Annotated in this window: 17 protein-coding genes; 13 read left to right on the top strand and 4 right to left on the bottom strand. The window is 34.9% G+C overall.

All coding sequences use genetic code 11. The features are described 5' to 3' along the window. Positions 1–102: 102 nt before the first annotated feature. The 8 genes from MKY90_RS18345 (at position 103) to MKY90_RS18310 (ending at position 9,796) form a co-directional block, all read left to right on the top strand. Positions 103–1,854, top strand: coding sequence for an ABC transporter transmembrane domain-containing protein (locus tag MKY90_RS18345; protein WP_002033485.1), 1,752 nt, complete (start codon positions 103–105; stop codon positions 1,852–1,854). Further along, positions 1,854–3,617, top strand: a complete 1,764-nt coding sequence (locus tag MKY90_RS18340; RefSeq protein WP_098167678.1) for an ABC transporter ATP-binding protein — start codon at positions 1,854–1,856, stop codon at positions 3,615–3,617. Before MKY90_RS18345 ends, MKY90_RS18340 begins: the two co-directional genes overlap by 1 nt. Positions 3,618–3,756: 139 nt before the next feature. Beyond that, positions 3,757–4,803 (top strand): GH25 family lysozyme, encoded by a 1,047-nt coding sequence (locus MKY90_RS18335; RefSeq protein ID WP_078185596.1) that lies wholly within the window; start codon positions 3,757–3,759, stop codon positions 4,801–4,803. 139 nt (positions 4,804–4,942) lie between these two features. Further along, positions 4,943–5,977, top strand: coding sequence for a nuclease-related domain-containing protein (locus MKY90_RS18330; protein ID WP_098167679.1), 1,035 nt, complete (start codon positions 4,943–4,945; stop codon positions 5,975–5,977). Positions 5,978–6,101: 124 nt separating this feature from the next. Next, the gene (locus MKY90_RS18325; protein ID WP_341092224.1) at positions 6,102–6,671 is read left to right on the top strand and encodes a hypothetical protein; all 570 of its coding nucleotides are present in this window, start codon (positions 6,102–6,104) and stop codon (positions 6,669–6,671) included. A gap of 220 nt (positions 6,672–6,891) precedes the next feature. Beyond that, positions 6,892–8,619: an S-layer homology domain-containing protein gene (locus MKY90_RS18320; protein WP_098167680.1), complete on the top strand. Its 1,728-nt coding sequence runs from the start codon at positions 6,892–6,894 to the stop codon at positions 8,617–8,619. A 166-nt stretch (positions 8,620–8,785) separates the two neighbouring features. Next, complete coding sequence (locus MKY90_RS18315) at positions 8,786–8,932, top strand: BC1881 family protein (protein WP_002014405.1); 147 nt, start codon at positions 8,786–8,788, stop codon at positions 8,930–8,932. 108 nt (positions 8,933–9,040) lie between these two features. Beyond that, positions 9,041–9,796, top strand: a complete 756-nt coding sequence (locus MKY90_RS18310) for a sulfite exporter TauE/SafE family protein (protein WP_002137766.1) — start codon at positions 9,041–9,043, stop codon at positions 9,794–9,796. 320 nt (positions 9,797–10,116) lie between these two features. Here the strand turns inward: MKY90_RS18310 and MKY90_RS18305 are convergent, their stop codons facing one another. Further along, complete coding sequence (locus tag MKY90_RS18305; protein WP_002167816.1) at positions 10,117–10,317, bottom strand: DUF3903 domain-containing protein; 201 nt, start codon at positions 10,315–10,317, stop codon at positions 10,117–10,119. A gap of 142 nt (positions 10,318–10,459) precedes the next feature. Between MKY90_RS18305 and MKY90_RS18300 the strand changes: the two genes are divergently transcribed. Further along, on the top strand, positions 10,460–10,873 hold the full coding sequence (locus MKY90_RS18300; RefSeq protein ID WP_002142750.1) for an NUDIX hydrolase: 414 nt from the start codon (positions 10,460–10,462) through the stop codon (positions 10,871–10,873). Between the two features lie 12 nt (positions 10,874–10,885). Here the strand turns inward: MKY90_RS18300 and MKY90_RS18295 are convergent, their stop codons facing one another. Together MKY90_RS18295 and MKY90_RS18290 are read right to left on the bottom strand one after the other, a co-directional pair. Beyond that, positions 10,886–11,563 carry an LrgB family protein gene (locus MKY90_RS18295; protein WP_063219759.1) on the bottom strand — a complete coding sequence of 226 codons (678 nt, stop codon included), beginning with the start codon at positions 11,561–11,563 and terminating at the stop codon, positions 10,886–10,888. Next, on the bottom strand, positions 11,560–11,925 hold the full coding sequence (locus MKY90_RS18290; RefSeq protein ID WP_000872360.1) for a CidA/LrgA family holin-like protein: 366 nt from the start codon (positions 11,923–11,925) through the stop codon (positions 11,560–11,562). Before MKY90_RS18290 ends, MKY90_RS18295 begins: the two co-directional genes overlap by 4 nt. Positions 11,926–12,076: 151 nt before the next feature. Between MKY90_RS18290 and alsR the strand changes: the two genes are divergently transcribed. From alsR to MKY90_RS18270, 4 genes are all read left to right on the top strand, one after another. Continuing rightward, complete coding sequence (gene alsR, locus MKY90_RS18285) at positions 12,077–12,985, top strand: acetoin biosynthesis transcriptional regulator AlsR (protein WP_002128558.1); 909 nt, start codon at positions 12,077–12,079, stop codon at positions 12,983–12,985. Positions 12,986–13,238: 253 nt separating this feature from the next. Further along, the gene (locus MKY90_RS18280) at positions 13,239–13,814 is read left to right on the top strand and encodes an FtsX-like permease family protein (RefSeq protein WP_063219757.1); all 576 of its coding nucleotides are present in this window, start codon (positions 13,239–13,241) and stop codon (positions 13,812–13,814) included. Between the two features lie 94 nt (positions 13,815–13,908). Further along, the gene (locus MKY90_RS18275) at positions 13,909–14,820 is read left to right on the top strand and encodes an ABC transporter ATP-binding protein (RefSeq protein ID WP_002014392.1); all 912 of its coding nucleotides are present in this window, start codon (positions 13,909–13,911) and stop codon (positions 14,818–14,820) included. Continuing rightward, positions 14,813–15,760 (top strand): ABC transporter permease, encoded by a 948-nt coding sequence (locus tag MKY90_RS18270; RefSeq protein ID WP_002128553.1) that lies wholly within the window; start codon positions 14,813–14,815, stop codon positions 15,758–15,760. Before MKY90_RS18275 ends, MKY90_RS18270 begins: the two co-directional genes overlap by 8 nt. A gap of 21 nt (positions 15,761–15,781) precedes the next feature. Here the strand turns inward: MKY90_RS18270 and MKY90_RS18265 are convergent, their stop codons facing one another. Next, positions 15,782–16,942 (bottom strand): M20 peptidase aminoacylase family protein, encoded by a 1,161-nt coding sequence (locus tag MKY90_RS18265; protein WP_063219756.1) that lies wholly within the window; start codon positions 16,940–16,942, stop codon positions 15,782–15,784. Between the last annotated feature and the right edge of the window lie 36 nt (positions 16,943–16,978).

The raw sequence follows: 16,978 nt of genomic DNA, 5'->3' as shown, positions 1-16,978 counted from the left end.
AGTGCCCTTTTCTTTTGGTTATAAAACATATTTAAAACTTTTAAATATTCTGTATTTTTGTTACACTGAAAACATCGCTCATTTTAAGGGAGGAGGATAAATATGAAAGTGTTTTTTAATTTAGCTTGGTTTTTTAAGCAAGAAAAACGAGCGTACATAATTGGAATTATTATGTTATTTGGTGTCGCGCTTCTTGAACTTGTAGCGCCAAGAGTACTAGGGATTGTAGTAGATGAAATTAATAGTGGAACATTAACGTCTGAAAAATTGTTGAACTGGGTTATTCTATTAGTAGTTGTAGGAATTATGATGTATATATTACGTTACTTATGGCGTATTATGATTTTTGGATCTTCTTTAAAACTAGCTCGTCAACTGCGAAAGAATCTATATGAACATTTTACTAAGATGAGCCCATCCTTTTATCAATCACGTCGCACAGGCGATTTGATGGCACATGCGACAAATGATATTCAGGCGATTCAGCAAACTGCGGGGGCAGGTGTTTTAACACTCGTTGATTCATTAGCTGTTGGAGGATGTGTACTCGTAGCGATGGGATTTACAATTAGTTGGAAGTTAACGTTATTAAGTTTAATTCCGATGCCAATTGTAGCTATTTCTACAAATTATTATGGAACTTTATTGCATAGAAGATTTCATAAGGCACAGCAATCGTTTTCTGAAATCAATGATAAAGTGCAAGAAAGTATGAGTGGGATGAAGGTAATTCGCTCACTTGGACAAGAGAAAGAGGATTTACAAGCGTTTCGGAAAAAATCTGAAGATGTCGTACATAAAAATATGCTAGTTGCACGTATTGACTCGTTATTCGATCCAACGATTTCCCTAATTGTCGGATTTTCATTTTTGATCGCAATTTGTTACGGATCATTATTAGTCGTACGAGGTGAATTAACTGTAGGGGAATTAGTAACATTTACAACGTACTTAGGGACACTTGTATGGCCAATGTTAGCTTTTGGATGGTTATTTAATATTATGGAGCGTGGACGTGCTTCGTATGATCGTGTGGAGAAAATATTTTCACAAACTTCAGATGTAGTGAATAAGGAAAATGCTATACATGCTATAGCAAGTGGTGATGTTTCGTTTGCTGTTGATTCGTTTTCTTATAAAAAGAATGAACTATTAAACTTAAAAGATATTTACTTTAACTTAAGAAAAGGTGAAACGTTAGGAGTTGTAGGGCGTACCGGTGCAGGGAAGACGACGTTATTAAAATGTTTAATTCGAGAGTATGATCATTTTAATGGTGAATTAAAAGTTGGGGAGCGGGATATTCGAGATTTAACACTTCACGGTGTGCGTTCTGCAATTTCATATGTACCGCAAGATCACTTTTTATTTTCAGCGAGTATTGGGGAGAACATTGCTTTTGGAAAGGCCGATGCTACATATAAAGAAATTAGCCGAGCTGCTGATATTGCTTGTATTCATAATGATATATTTCAATTTCCAGAAGGGTATGACACTGTAGTAGGTGAAAGGGGCGTTTCACTATCAGGAGGTCAAAAACAGAGAATCTCTATTGCGCGTGCATTATTAACAAATGCTGAAATTTTAATATTAGATGATTGTTTATCAGCCGTAGATGCAAAAACAGAAGAAACTATTTTAACTGCATTGAAACGAGAAAGGGCAGAGAAAACGACGATTATTACTGCCCATCGTTTAAGTGCTATTCAGCATGCAAATCTTATTCTTGTTATTGATGAAGGTAGGGTTATGCAGCGAGGGACACATGAGCAATTAATGAAAGAAAATGGTTGGTATAAAGAAATGTACGAAAGCCAGCAGTTAGAGGCATTAGTAGAGAAAGGAGGCGTATGATGGCTGAGAAAAAACGGAGTGATTTAAGAAGGTTGCTTTCTTATATGAGGCCCTATAAAGGGTTATTGGCGTTAGCATTTTTATTTCTAGTTGGTGCAACTGTAACTGAAATGATGGGTCCTTTTTTAATTAAACAATTTCTTGATGAACACTTAGTGCCAGGTAACTTTGAACAATCAGCACTTGTAACCCTATTTGTAGTGTATATTATTGCTCATTTATTAAAAGTATTATTTACTTATTTAGACTTATTGTACTTTCAAAATATCGCTTTTAAGATTGTCCAAGATATGCGAGTTGAAGTGTATGAACATGTTCAAAAATTGTCATTAAGCTTCTTTGATCGTACGCCGATTGGTACGCTCGTATCTCGCATAACGAATGATACAGAAGCGATTAAGGATTTTTATGTTAGTGTACTATCAACATTCGTGAAAAATGTAGTCTTTTTAGTAGGGATTTTAGTAGCGATGTTTTTATTAGATGTAAAATTAGCGCTATTTTCGCTCATATTAATTCCGGTAATGTTTGCAATTATGGTGTTGTATCAACGGAAAAGTGCAGCTTTTTATTTAGAGGTACGTAATCAGCTGAGTATATTAAATGCAAAGTTAAATGAGTCCATTCAAGGTATGAATATTGTTCAGGTGTTCCGGCAAGAGAAGCGGATGAGAAAAGAATTTGAAGAAGTGAACAATAAACATTTTAGTGCTGGACGTCGTACATTGAAATTAGATGCATTACTTTTACGTCCAGCAACAGATCTTGTTCATATTGTAGCAATTGCGTTAGTACTTGGTTTATTCGGAATCGATGCTTTAAAGAGTCCTGTTGAAGTAGGGGTTTTATATGCTTTCGTTAACTATATTCATCGTTTCTTCCAACCGGTAAATGAGATGATGATGAAACTATCTTTCTTCCAGCAAGCGCTTGTTTCATCATCGCGTGTATTTCATTTAATGGATGATAAAGATTTAGCTCCTGTTCAAATGGGGAGTGAACAGCCACGAGTAGCTAACGGGGAAATTCAGTTTAAAGATGTTACTTTTTCATATGATGGAAAGCGTGATGTTTTAAAAAATATATCTTTTCATGTAAAGCCAGGGCAAACGGTTGCTTTCGTAGGGCATACTGGTAGCGGAAAGAGTACGATTATGAATTTATTAATGAGATTTTACAATATTAAATCAGGAAATATTGTAATAGACGGAGTAGATTTAGAGCAGTTTGAAGAACAAGAAATTCGAAAGAAAATCGGTCTTGTGCTGCAAGATGCATTTTTATTTGCTGGAAATGTAAAGCAAAATATTCGTATGTATAATGAAGAGATTACGGATGAAGAGATAGAGGAAGCGGCAAAGTTTGTGCAAGCGAATACGTTTATTGAAAAATTACCAGAGCAGTATGATACAGAAGTTGTCGAAAGAGGAGCTGCATTTTCTAGTGGTCAAAGGCAATTAATTGCTTTTGCTAGAACGATAGCAACCAATCCGAAAGTATTAGTGTTAGATGAAGCGACGGCAAATATTGATACAGAAACAGAGGAGGCTATCCAAACGGCATTGCAGCAAATGCGAAAAGGTAGAACAACGATAGCGATTGCGCACAGATTGTCTACAATCCAAGATGCGGATCAAATATTTGTTATGCATGAAGGGGAAATTGTAGAAAGCGGAACACATCAAGAGTTACTTAGTAAACAAGGACTTTACTACAATATGTACTTGCTACAAAATAAAGGGAGTTTGCAACAGGCCTTGTAGAATTACAAGGTCTTTTTTCTATTCTCTCAGATATTAAAATGTAATAAAATTTTCGAAATATGTGAGAGGTTTGTCGTGTCCTTTAACTAGAGTTGTACATATTGTATATAGAATAACAAAATTTGATAGGAGCTTTTATATGCAAAATAGATCCAGTTCAAATATTACGTTTATTGATGTGTCTCATTGGGAAGGAAACATTAATTGGAATGCTGTGAAGTCATCTGGCATTCCAGCGGCGTACGCAAAAGCGACGGAAGGTGTGAACTATATTGACCCGACTTTCGTTCAAAATGTACAAGCTGCGAGAAATGCGAATGTATTAATTGGTGCATATCATTTTGCTCATCCAGAACAAAATGATGCAATTTCAGAAGCGAAATATTTTGTGAGTATATTACAGAGTAATCAGACGGACTTAATTCCTGTTTTAGATTTAGAATCCCCAACGGATACTAGCAATAGTAGTTTAACGGGGGCGACTATATCGAATTGGGCAAGAAGTTTCGTAAATTATGTGAAACAAGCTACTGGGAAAGATGTAATGTTATATACAGGAATTTGGTATATTAATGAATTTGGAATTAGCGGGTTAAGTGACATTCCACTTTGGATTTCCAAATATTCTAGTATACCGCCTGTTGATGCTGGTGGATGGACAGAGTGGACAGCATGGCAGTACACAGATTCTGGTCAAATTTCAGGTGTAGGAAATTGTGATGTATCAGCAGCTGTTTCATTAGAAGCTTTACAAGGAAATGGAGCAAGTGGTGGAGGTAATGTTTCCACGCCTAATAATGCGACTCCAGTATACGGAGTTGCTGTAATTAATGGAGATAATGTGAATTTACGAAGTGGACCATCTTTACAGTCTAGTGTAATTCGCCAATTGAATCGTGGCGAATCATATGAAGTTTGGGGAGAACAAAATGGATGGCTCTGCTTAGGGACAAATCAGTGGGTATATAATGATTCAAGTTATATTCAGTATAAACATTATGTAGCAACTATTACTGGTGATAATGTGAATCTGCGAGATGCTCCATCATTAAACGGGAATGTTATAAGACAGTTACATCATGGTGAATCATATCGAGTATGGAGTAAGCTAGATGGATGGCTTTGTTTAGGGACAAATCAATGGGTATACTATGATTCAAGTTATATTCAATATGGTGTACAATAAAGTGAACTTAAAAGGTATCTCGACTGAGGTGCCTTTTATTAAAAATATATAATTTTTACAAAGTATATATTGATAGCATAGTATAATGTAATTGATATATGTTTAAAAATAATCGGAAATGAAATAAAGGAGTAATAATATGGAGTATGTGCTAATAGGTGGGATTTTAATATTATTAGCTGTAGTGTTTGTACTGTTTTATAAAAATAAACAGTTAGAATCAGAGAGTCAGCAAGTAGAGTTTGAAAAGAAACAAGCGATTGAAACGTATGAAAATGAGATTGCAGCTACGATTACAGGGCATAAAGAACAACAGGATACTTTAAAGAATATGGAACAGAAAAAATATAATGATTTACAAGTGAATACAGCTAGAGAACTTGAAAATATGCGTATGATGAAAAATCAATTGGCTGTTCAACATAGTAAAGAATGTAGTGAAATGCAAGATAAGCATAGTAGTGAAATACATATGTTTCAAAATTTAATTGCGGATTTACGAGAATATACCAAAAATGGTGCTGAAGTGAATGCGCATGAAATATTACATTATATGAAGCGAGGTTTCGTTGAGCAAGGAATAATACTAGAAGAAGAGTTTCATATTATACCGAACGTTTTTATGATACGCAATAAATATAGAGATAAACGTGACATAAATGATAATCGAATTCAACACCTTATCTTATGTAAAACTGGTATTTATCTACTTGAGACGAAAGAATGGACAGGGAAATTAATCCATGGCTTAACGAAAGAAAATGCGGGTATATATTCATTTATGATTGAGGAAATTGGTAAGTATCAACATGAAATTGAAAAAGAAGAGACATTTGAATTTATTATGGATGGAACTTCATTAACTTTGCAAGTAAGAAATGAAGGGAATCCAGCGTATAAAGCGAAAATGCTATCTCAAACTTTATATAATTGTTTGGAAGAAATGCAAGTAGATATTGTAAAGGAAAAAGTAAAACCAATTGTATATTTTGAAAATGAGAGTGGAAAAGAAGTTATTGATCTTTCTAATGAAGAATTGCCGAGATTTAAAGATAGAGAGCAAATTGTAACGTTTTTCAGAAATGAAGTTTTAACAAGTAAAGTAATATATACAGCACGAGAACTACAAAAGATTAGAGATATGATTGGCCAGATGAATTATGTTGCGAAGTGAAAAATAAAGTAAAAATTTAATTAGTGGGGGTTTATGGGCAACCCGACTTCTACCCTTTACAGCCGAATTTTGAGGTGGGAGTCTAACTGCCCGCAAATAGCGGGATAAAGTAGGTGTTATTTGGGTGGAGAAAGGTAAAAGCTCTATATTGTGGGGAATGTTGTACATTTATTTTTGTTTGCATATATTAATGTACATTGCGTTTATTGTCGTTATTGATATGGTTCATGTGTCATTGAGTGTAATGAGTATTTTGGTGGTAGTAATGCCTTTTATTTTATTAGTTATTATTCAAAAGTCTATCTTACATGTTTCGGCAAGACGTAATAAAGGTAAGAAACAACTGTTCACTATAATGATGGTAGGTCTGATTCCATTGCTAGTATGCACCGTACAATTAAGTATAAATAAATACACTTCAAATTTTAATCAGGATCGGTGGTTAAATTATGAAGAAAAACGAGTACATATGGTAGATGACCTATTACAGGAGCATAAATTGATAGGGAAATCAAACGAGGAAATTACAAAATTGTTAGGGGCCCCTACGAAAACAAGCAGTTTGGAAACGGGAATTACTACACTATACTATCTTGGGAATGAACGTGGTTTCATTCCTATAGATAGTGAATGTCTTGTTTTGCAATTTGATAAAGATGGTAGAGTTATAGAGTATAAGGTACAACGAGATTGAAATAGTGAGAGGAGAAGCTATATCTTTTATAGCTTCTTTTCTATATTCCAATATAGAAAAATTAGGCAAATAGTAGTCATTCCTATCTATACGAATGAGATAGAGTTTGTTATATTGTAAAGGGTTATTTAGTTTAGAAGTCTGCTAGATAGCCTTAAATATTTTAGATTAGGGAGGGAAGTTAACACGAATTAAGATATAAACGTGTTAAATAATTAGTATGAAAAAAGAATTTTATAATGTTTTAGCTGCATCAATTGTATTTAGTATGGTAACGATTCCGAGTTTTTCCTATGCAGACACAGTAGAAAAGACCGTAACAATTTCAACAGACGAGCAAGCATTAAAAAGTATTGAAAGCCATATGAAAGATGAAGATGGACGTGGAGAGAGCAAAGGAATAACAAATGAAGTACAAGGAGATTTTTTTGTACATATAATAGGTTCAGCATCTTTATTTGATTCTGCTGAGTTACAAAAAGCGACAGGTGTTCAGCTTTCTAATCAAGTAGTGAAAGCCGAAAAACAAAAAGGAAGCGCTTACTATATACAAACAGAATCTGGAGCTGGGTGGATACAAAGTAGTGAAGGAAATGTAGAGGTTAAGGAAGTTTATCACTTGGCAAACGAAAAATTAGTAATTAATGAAGAGACAGCTACATATTCCGCACCATTTAATTCATATAAAGACGAGAAAGTGTTACAACCGCAAACAATTATTGCAATTGGACAAGTTGGAGAGTGGTTCCAAGTCCAAATAGATAATGAGGTGAAATGGATTTATGCACCTTCAGCAAAATTTGAGGGTACAAAAGCATCTCTTATTCAAAGCACAACTCCAACTCGTACGAAACGTGCAGCGGTTATGTATACTGCACCAATAGAAGAGAAAACAACGGATATTTACGGTGTACCATTAAAGGAAATGATTTTACCAACAGGTAATGAAAATATTCGTCCAGGTTATGCGATGAAACCAAAATACATTACAATTCATGAGACAGATAATTATAGTGTTGGAGCAAATGCTAGAAATCATGCACAATATTTATACAGTCAAGCAACAGGAACGACTGATCGTTCAGCATCTTGGCATTTTACAGTAGATGATAAAGAAATTTATCAACATCTACCATTAAATGAAAATGGTTGGCATGCTGGAGATGGATCAGAAGGAACCGGTAACAGAGAATCAATTGCAATTGAAATTGCTGTCAATCAAGATGGTGATTATAATAAAGCTGTGGAAAATGCTCGCAAACTAGCAGTCTATTTAATGGGGGAATTAAATATTCCTTTAGAAAATGTAAAAAAACATCAATTTTGGAGCGGAAAGAATTGTCCGGCCATTATGATAAGGAATAATGCGTGGGAGCCATTTTTACAGGGAACGAAAGCTTATTATGATGCGAATCATAAAGATGATATAACTGGCGGTTGGTATGAAGCAGATATTCGTGAATTAGATAAAAGAGGTATTATGGTTGGAGACGGGAAGGGTTCTTACTGGCCAGAACGTCTTGTAACACGTGGTGAATTTGCGAATTTAGTTTCAAGATCATTGCAATTACCAGAGGGGAAATCGAATTTCAAAGATTTAAGCACAGCTCATCCATCGCTAGTAGATGGTATTAATCGTGCAGCTAGTGCTGGGATTATAAGTGGACGAGGAAATGATATATTTGCTCCGAATGATACGATTAAACGTGATGAAGCTGTCATTATGATTGATCGTGCATTGCAATTCAAAAATATTAAAGGTAATTTAGTTCCATTACCATTTACGGATCAAAATTTAGCGTATGATAAACAGGCGGTTCAACGTGTTTATGGGCTAGGTATCGTAAAAGGGAATGAGAATAATGAGTTTATGCCAAAAGGTTCTGCAACACGTGGGGAATCGGCAGCATTTATTAATAGAATGTTAAAAGTAATAGAGAGTAAATAATGGAAAGGCATTCGCTTTGGCGAGTGCTTTTTTATTTTTCAATATGTTATAGAAAGGTGATGTGAATTTTGACTGGAATAAGGAATGAAAGCGGAGGTGATGCATATATTTAGATGCATTGGGTAGTTTTTTGTAATTTCGTATAAAATGAAAAGGAGGTAGGACGGTGAAATCAATACCGACTGAAGTCCTGAGTAAGGAATTGATGGAAAGAGAAGGGGTTATATCTATTACAGTGATGGAATTTGAAAAGATAGAAGTGGCCGGAGTAGTTGTTTCTGGTCCAGCTGTTATTTTAATTAATCAAGATTAAGTACATATTATCAATAAAGAAAAGTAGTCAGAGCATCCGCTTAGGGTGCTTTTTGTTTGTATGGAAGTGTGTATATGATAGATAATTGGGATATTGGAGGGGAATTATGTGGCAATTATTATAACAATGTTATTAATGGGAGTTTTATTAGGATTTGTCGGAGCAGGGGGAGCAGGATTTATCATCGCGATACTCACTCTAGTATTCCATATCCCTATTCATGTTGCTCTTGCAACATCTTTAACTGCGATGGCATTTACGACATTATCTGGAGTAGTAAGTCATTACCGAGAAGGGAATGTTGTGCTTGTAATAGGCGGAGTTGTTGGGGGATTTGGCGCGATTGGTTCCTTTATTGGTTCAAAGTTTGGTTCGTTAATACCAGCACATCTGTTGCATTGGTTTACAGCTGGTATGTTATTTTTATCGGCAATTTTTATGTTTATTCGGTTGATTATGTTTCAAAAAAGATCACAGTCGTCTTTAAAAGGGCATAAAGAACTTTCGAAAGATAACGTGATTAAATGTATATTCCTCGGATTGGTGACTGGAATTTTAGCAGGTGCATTTGGTATTGGCTCAGCACCTTTTATCCAACTCGGATTAATGGTTCTATTAGGTTTAACAATCCGTCAATCTGTAGGGACGACAATGCTCGTTATATTACCAATCGCAATTGGAGGTGGGTTTGGATATAGTTCGGAAGGGTATTTAGATTATGTATTATTAGTACAAGTTTTAATCGGGACAATGTTAGGAGCATATATAGGAGCTAAGTTTACAAATTATGCACCTCGCATGCTTCTAAGATTTTCGATGATTATGACACCAATATTAGCTGGATGTATGTTGTTAGTAGATTAAAGAGAATATATAGAAATCTATTAATATATTTTACGAATGAATTATGTAAGTAATTCATATTTCTCATATAAAAGGATTTGCTTTAATATAATGAGTATAAAGTTCGAGTATTCGAAGTATTACTTGAATTATATCCCTATCCCTTTTCTAAAAATGCGAACAAGTTTTGCCCTATTCTATTCAATAGTTTATTGTATAGAAATATATTGTTCGATGACCATTATGGAACGAACATAATGGGTAAATCCCGATCCTTAAAGAGGATGCCCCTAATCTTCATGTGAAAATATGATCGGATAAGAAAGCTGGCCAATTTATGGTCAGCTTTCTTTTTGTTCAATGAGTAAGTCTTCTTTAATTTCTGTTTGCAATAATAAAGTTTTTCCGAAGCGACGTTTACATTCAGCTCGTACTTTTTGAATGGCTAGTAGCTGAGAAGTAGCAGGCACTGTGACAATGGATTGCCGAGGTTTTCGGTTTTCTTCACAAAAAACACATTCCACAACATATTTAGAAATCATAATTTCATCCTTCCGGTTTGAATTTCTAAGAAGGGACTGCTCATGAAGTTGATGTAAACTTTCGGCATCTTTTTACTTATTTCCTCTTTTTTTCAAAGGGGAAATAAAAAAGAAGGTGAATTTTAGTAGGGGAGGGATGTATATGGAGAGATGGATAGGTACGGCAGCTATTTGTATGAATGAAAGAAATGAAATTTTAATGGTATTGCAAGGAAAAGAAGGGGAAGAAAAAAGGTGGTCTGTCCCAAGTGGAGGACTTGAAAAGGGAGAAACACTAGAAGAATGTTGTATCAGGGAAGTTTGGGAGGAAACAGGCTACAATGTGGAGGTTGTAAATAAAATATACGAAAAAGAAGGTATTACATACGGGATTCCGGTGTATGTTCATTATTACTTTGTTAAAAAAATAGGCGGTAATATGAAAATCCAAGATCCGGATGAGTTAATACATGAGATTGATTGGAAAGGGATACATGAAGTTGGAAAATTATCGTTAGCTTTTCCGGAGGATTACGAGCTAATATACCGATATATAAATAAAAAAGCAAGTGTGTAGATACTTGCTTTTTTAGTGTATCCACGATAAGAAAAGTGGAACGATAACTAAACTAGCTCCAGCTGTTAAAAGCATTGATAAACTTGCAATTGTACCTTCTACAGGGCCGATTTCAAATGCTTTTGATGTTCCGGTTCCATTCGCGCTAGTACCTAGCATTATACCTTTTGCGAGCGCTGTTTTAATACGGCATATGCGTATGAGTGTAGGACCGAGTAATGCTCCAGTTAAGGCAGTTAATACAACGAAAACTGCTGTTAATTGTGACATGCCGCCAATCATTTCTGAAATAGCCATTGCAATAGGTGTTGTTACAATGTGCGGTGCTAAACTTTGTTCTATTGTAGAGTCAATTTGAAAAAAATTAGCTAGTAGTGCGGAAGTAATAACAGATAGAAAAGAACCGACAATGACATTAATTAAAATAGCAGTGCCATGTTTTTTTAATAGATCAAAATATTTATAGATTGGCCATGCGAAAGCAACTGTTGCAGGTTTTAATAATTCTGTTAGCCAATGACTACCAGATTCGTAGGTTTCGTATGGTGTATCTAATCCAAGTAATAAAGCGATTAAAATGATTGGGCATACAAGAAGAGGAGAAAGCAAACTCCAATTCCAGCGTTGATACATTTTTTTAGATACCCAATATGCGAATAGTGTTAATAGTAAACAAAGAAAGCCGATCATTGTGTTGATCCTTTCCGCTTTAATAGCAATTCTGTTAAAAGTCCTGTTACGAGAGTGACACAAAGTGTACTAATCACGATAATTAAAATGAGATCGATTCCATACTGTGATAATGTATCTTTGTAACGAATGACAGCGACTGCAGAAGGGATGAAAAATAAAATAAGTTCTTTTAATAAAAAGTCTGCACCGTCTTGTATCCATTCTTTTTTCACTATATTAAATTTTAATGAGATTAACAATAAAAAAATACCGATTATACTTCCTGGAACTGGGAGGTGTGCCTGTTTTGCAATCCATTCACCTGTCCAAGCGAAACAAAATAATAATAAAATTTGTCCGCTTAACTTCCACCATTTCATACAGTAACCACCTCTTTGTTTTTTACATAAAAATTGTAAAAAAGAATTCACAATTTCTACTATACGTTCATTCGAAATATTTGTCTAATATATAAATTATATGTTATTAATATATTAGATGTATTAATCGAAAGTGAAAAGGGTGTCCAAAATGGAATTACGGCATTTGCAATATTTTGTTGTAGTGGCAGAGGAATTACACTTTGGACGAGCAGCTGCTCGTTTACAAATGACACAACCACCGCTTAGTCAACAAATTCAGCAATTAGAAAAAGAAATGGGAGTTATGTTATTTTCAAGAACGAAGAGAAAGGTTGAATTAACAGAAGCAGGAGAAATGTTTTTAAAAGAAGTGAAAAAAGCGTTTGAACAAATTGAAAAAGCAGTAGAAGTTGCACAAAGTGCTCAAAGGGGAGAAGTTGGATCACTTTCAATTGGTTTTGTAGGTGCGGCGATATATGATATTTTACCGTCAATCGTCAGAGAGTATAGAAAGAAATTTCCGAGAGTGTCTGTAGCATTACATGAATTGTCCACACCGGATCAGGTGCATGCACTTCATGATAATCGAATTGATATTGGATTTTTACGTCCGCCAATTCCAACGCAATTACTTGAGTTAGAACCAATTCAAAAACTTTCATGTACGTTATGTTTACCGAAGGCACATCCTCTTGCTGAAAAGGACGAAATACATATCGAAGATTTAAGGGATGAACCGTTCGTATTTATTACGAGACCAGTATGGCCAGCGTTATATGATACAATTTTATCGCTTTGCCGTGATGTAGGTTTTAGTCCGCACATTGTACAAGAAGCAACGGAGTATCAAACTGTTATGGGGCTTGTAGCGGCAGGTATTGGAATTACGGTAATACCTGTATCCGCAAATAAATTGTATAGAACAGAAGTTGTATATAAAGAGTTATGTGATTCTAATTTTGTTGCAGAAATGTCAGTGGCTTATAAAAAAATGAATAACAATCCAGAGTTGTTAGAGTTTTTGAAAATTGCAAGAGAGAAAAAAAGGATTGAAGTGGAAGATGCGAAGGCTGAATAGTTGATGAAGTTACAGGATAGTCATGATAATTAAGTTATATAAAGATTCACCTCGTTAAACAAAAACGGAAATGTAACTAAAGTGCATTTCCGTTTTTTGTTTTTTTATTCAATGCTAAGGAGATCAATATGCGTGGTTTCTAGGACTAAAGGCTTAGTAAAGATTCCGATTGAAGTGCGATGTTTAAAATGTCATATTTTTATACACTAGTAGTATAGAATGCGTATGTTATGAAGCAAGGTAGGGGGAAATTATGTCTTTATTTCGGTTAGCGAGAAAAAATATACAAACATTTGCTGCCCAAAGGTTAAAACAATTTATGTGGATTGCTATGAATACAATGATTTGTTTTTTTATGATATCATTCCGATTCAATGAAGCTGTAATAAGTAAAGCGGAATATACACCTATATTTGTAAAGTGGTTTTATGCTATGTTTCTATTTATAGTTTTTGTGTGTATTTTCGTTACATATAAAATGACAACCTCTCTTTTACGGGTAAGAAGAGAGGAGTTTAAATCGTATGAAGTAGTGAAGATGACAAGAAAAGAAATGTTATGTTTATTATGTCAGGAGCAATTATTAACTTACGGAGGAGCTTTTGTTTTCGGATTAATTCATGGTATGTTATTTTTGAAATTATTTATTATTATTTTTATGAAAGCAGTAGGAATCCAAGGGATAACCAATGCACCGATTACGATGTATGCGGTAGTGATAACAGCAGTTGTTATGATAACTGTCATTATAATATCAATGTGGCAATGTTGTAGGTTTACACAAAGGTTAAAGGGTGAAAAGTCATATGAAACGAGGAGAAAGGCATGAGAAATCATGGGTTTTTCTTCATTTTACACATGTTATTAATCATGATACAGTGGGAAGAACTGAAAAAAAGAGTTAAGAAGAAAGGTTGTATGGAATGATAAATGAGCAAGCGATCGTAAAAGTTGATCGATTAACAAAGCGAATTGGTTCAAAGACGTTAGTAGAAAATATTAGTTTTGAAGTGAAAAAAGGTGAAGTAGTTGGCTTATTAGGACCAAATGGTGCTGGAAAAACGACATTAATGCGAATGATGGTCGGAATGATTCGTATGACAGAAGGAGAAGTATGGATTGATGGTCAATCTGTAAAACAGCAATTTGAAAAAACTGCTGCGAAAATTGGTGCTGTAATTGAGACACCAGAATTTTATCCTTTCTTAAGCGGCTATGAAAATTTAACATATTTCGGACGAATGAATGGAAATGTGACTGAAGAGCGTATCGATGAAGTAGTGCAATTGTTAGGAATGGGACAAGTAATTGACCGTAAAGTAAAAGCATATTCACTCGGTATGAGACAGCGTTTAGGAATTGCTCAGGCGCTTATACATAATCCAGATGTATTAATACTAGACGAACCGACGAACGGATTAGATCCTAGTGGTATACATGAAATGCGGATGTACATAAAGAAAATTGCGCATGAACAAGGAAAAGCTGTTCTTGTTTCTAGTCACTTACTCTCAGAAGTTGAATTAATGTGTGACAGGGTTATTATTATTCAGCATGGAGAATATGTCGCAACACAAAATATTCAAAGTGATAAAAAGGAAGAAACAGAAGAAATACATATACGTGTAGATGATGCGAATAAAGCGGCAGAGGTTTTAGAATACGATGTTTTAGTAAAAGAAAACGAATTAATTATAAACGTGAAAGATGAAGAAGTTCCAAATATTCTTCGTACATTGATGGAGAAAAACATTCAAGTTTATCGTGTATATGAAGAAAGAAAAACGCTAGAAGAGCAGTTTTTAGAATTAACAGGAGGAAAAGATATTGTTTAATTTAGTTTATAACGAGCTGTATAAAATATTTAAGCGAAAGCGAACGATTATTCCTTTTGCAGTTATTGCGGTATTAATTATTGGATTAGGATGGGTTACGGTAAAATATTTAGAGCCAGAAACAAAAGGGTGGAAAGCGGATTATACAGAACGCACTGTAGAAATTGAGAAAAAGCTCGGCATGAAAAAAGAGGATATTTTAACAGAAAAGTCAGGAGACGAGCTTGTAAAGGAATACCAGCTTAAAATGAAGCATTTAGATACGAATACAGCGCCAGCAAGTAGTTCTCCGCTTTCATTTATGAGAGATACAGGTTTTATCGTATTTCCAATTTTACTTCCGTTTATTCTCGTATATGCGAGTACGATTTTTGCGAATGAATATAGCTGGGGAACATATAAATTTTTAACAATTCGTCCAGCGAGCCGATTTAAAATTTTAACATCTAAGTTTTTGGCAATCGTTATATTTGCGGCATTATTATTTATATTTAATATGATTTTTTCCGTATTATGCGGGTTGATTATTTATAAATTCCAACAACCAGCTTGGGCTGAATTTGTCGTTCAAAATGGAAATATAATAAAACAAAATATTTTCGTAGAAGCAAGTAAATATTATATTTTATCTTGGTTACCAACTCTTGTGTATGCTGCATTTGCCTTTATGATTTCCGTTTTAACGAGATCGAGCGGAGGTGCAATCGGGATTTCTTTATTTCTTGCATTATCAGGGGGAATAGCGCTAATTCCGGCAGCAAGATATGAATGGGCGAAATATTTATTACCAGCGAATACAGATTTATATGGGCTTTTAAAGGGTGGAAGCTTTATTGATGGAGTAACATTCCCATTTGCTTCTTGTATGCTTCTTCTATACTTAGCTGTATTTTTAGGGGTTTCCTATACTGTATTTATAAAACGAGATTTAACAGCATAAGCAAAAGCCGTTAAGGGTAACTTAACGGCTTTTTGTTTGTAATAATTGATGAATAGCTTCTTCGGCTAATAGGGCGAAATACTCTGCGCTAATAGGCAATGCTTTTTCATCTACTGTAAAAGCTGGATGATGCCATTCATGTGTACCACTTGTTCCCATAAAGACGAATGAACCTGGTATTTCTTGTTGGTAAAAAGAAAAGTCTTCTCCTGCCATTGATGGTGTAGGAGAGGTAACGTTTAGATTCATTTTCTCTGCAATATGAATAGAAAAATCAGTGAGTACTTTATCGTTTTGAACAGCAGGAGGACCTGGATAAAATCGGAATTCTGTTTTTACACCTAATGCATCAGAAACGCCATTAATGATACGTTTCATTAATGCCGGAATCTTTTCACGTGTTTCAGCTTGGAATGTACGGACAGTTCCTTCTAATATTGCTTTTTCGGGAATAACGTTCCACGTATTCCCTGAATGAATGTTTGTTACACTTACGACAGCGTTATGAGAAGAACTAATATTTCGGCTTACAATCGTTTGAAGTGCCATAACGATTTGAGATGATGCAACGATAGGATCGACGCCGGCATCAGGCACAGCTGCATGTGTACCAACACCATGGATTTCAATTTCAAATCGATCAACTCCGGCCATTAGTGGCCCATCTTTAATACCGATTGTACCTACTGGTAAATCAGGTTTATTATGCATACCGAAAATAGCTTGCACGCCACGTAAATGCCCAGCTTCAATAACTTTGCAAGCACCATTACTACTTTCTTCGGCTGGCTGGAATATAAGGCGGACAATTCCATTAAGAGAAGCTTCTTTTTCTTTTAATAAGTAAGCCGCACCCAATACAGCAGCTGTATGAAAATCATGCCCACAAGCATGCATTTTACCTTGTATTTTTGAAGTGTATGGAAGGTCAGTTTCTTCCTGGATAGGAAGGGCATCGATATCAGCACGAAGCGCTACAACCGGTCCGTTTTTATTACCAGAAATTTCAGCGATAACTCCTGTTTCTAAATTGGAATCAATAATAGTGATATTGGCCTCGTCTAACCAATTTTTTATCGCTTTTGTCGTTTCAAATTCTTCGTATGATAGTTCTGGATTTTCATGTAAATGCCGACGAATGGAAATAAGTTTTTCTGTTAATTGATCAGGAATAGATGTCACTTATTATGCCCTCTTTCTTAAGTGAAGTATTTGTAT

Source organism: Bacillus sp. FSL P2-0099, assembly GCF_038007445.1.
GTDB lineage: Bacteria > Bacillota > Bacilli > Bacillales > Bacillaceae_G > Bacillus_A > Bacillus_A mycoides.
Note: the sequence above shows the minus strand (reverse complement) of the source record. Positions and strands in the feature narration are given on the sequence as shown.

What these genes read in the sequence shown, in the direction of transcription:
- MKY90_RS18345 (WP_002033485.1), top strand. Translation starts at nt 103, where the DNA reads ATGAAAGTGTTTTTTAATTTAGCTTGGTTTTTTAAGCAAGAAAAACGA.
- MKY90_RS18340 (WP_098167678.1), top strand. Translation starts at nt 1,854, where the DNA reads ATGGCTGAGAAAAAACGGAGTGATTTAAGAAGGTTGCTTTCTTATATG.
- MKY90_RS18335 (WP_078185596.1), top strand. Translation starts at nt 3,757, where the DNA reads ATGCAAAATAGATCCAGTTCAAATATTACGTTTATTGATGTGTCTCAT.
- MKY90_RS18330 (WP_098167679.1), top strand. Translation starts at nt 4,943, where the DNA reads ATGGAGTATGTGCTAATAGGTGGGATTTTAATATTATTAGCTGTAGTG.
- MKY90_RS18320 (WP_098167680.1), top strand. Translation starts at nt 6,892, where the DNA reads ATGAAAAAAGAATTTTATAATGTTTTAGCTGCATCAATTGTATTTAGT.
- MKY90_RS18305 (WP_002167816.1), bottom strand. Translation starts at nt 10,317, where the DNA reads ATGATTTCTAAATATGTTGTGGAATGTGTTTTTTGTGAAGAAAACCGA.
- MKY90_RS18300 (WP_002142750.1), top strand. Translation starts at nt 10,460, where the DNA reads ATGGAGAGATGGATAGGTACGGCAGCTATTTGTATGAATGAAAGAAAT.
- MKY90_RS18295 (WP_063219759.1), bottom strand. Translation starts at nt 11,563, where the DNA reads ATGATCGGCTTTCTTTGTTTACTATTAACACTATTCGCATATTGGGTA.
- MKY90_RS18290 (WP_000872360.1), bottom strand. Translation starts at nt 11,925, where the DNA reads ATGAAATGGTGGAAGTTAAGCGGACAAATTTTATTATTATTTTGTTTC.
- alsR (WP_002128558.1), top strand. Translation starts at nt 12,077, where the DNA reads ATGGAATTACGGCATTTGCAATATTTTGTTGTAGTGGCAGAGGAATTA.
- MKY90_RS18280 (WP_063219757.1), top strand. Translation starts at nt 13,239, where the DNA reads ATGTCTTTATTTCGGTTAGCGAGAAAAAATATACAAACATTTGCTGCC.
- MKY90_RS18275 (WP_002014392.1), top strand. Translation starts at nt 13,909, where the DNA reads ATGATAAATGAGCAAGCGATCGTAAAAGTTGATCGATTAACAAAGCGA.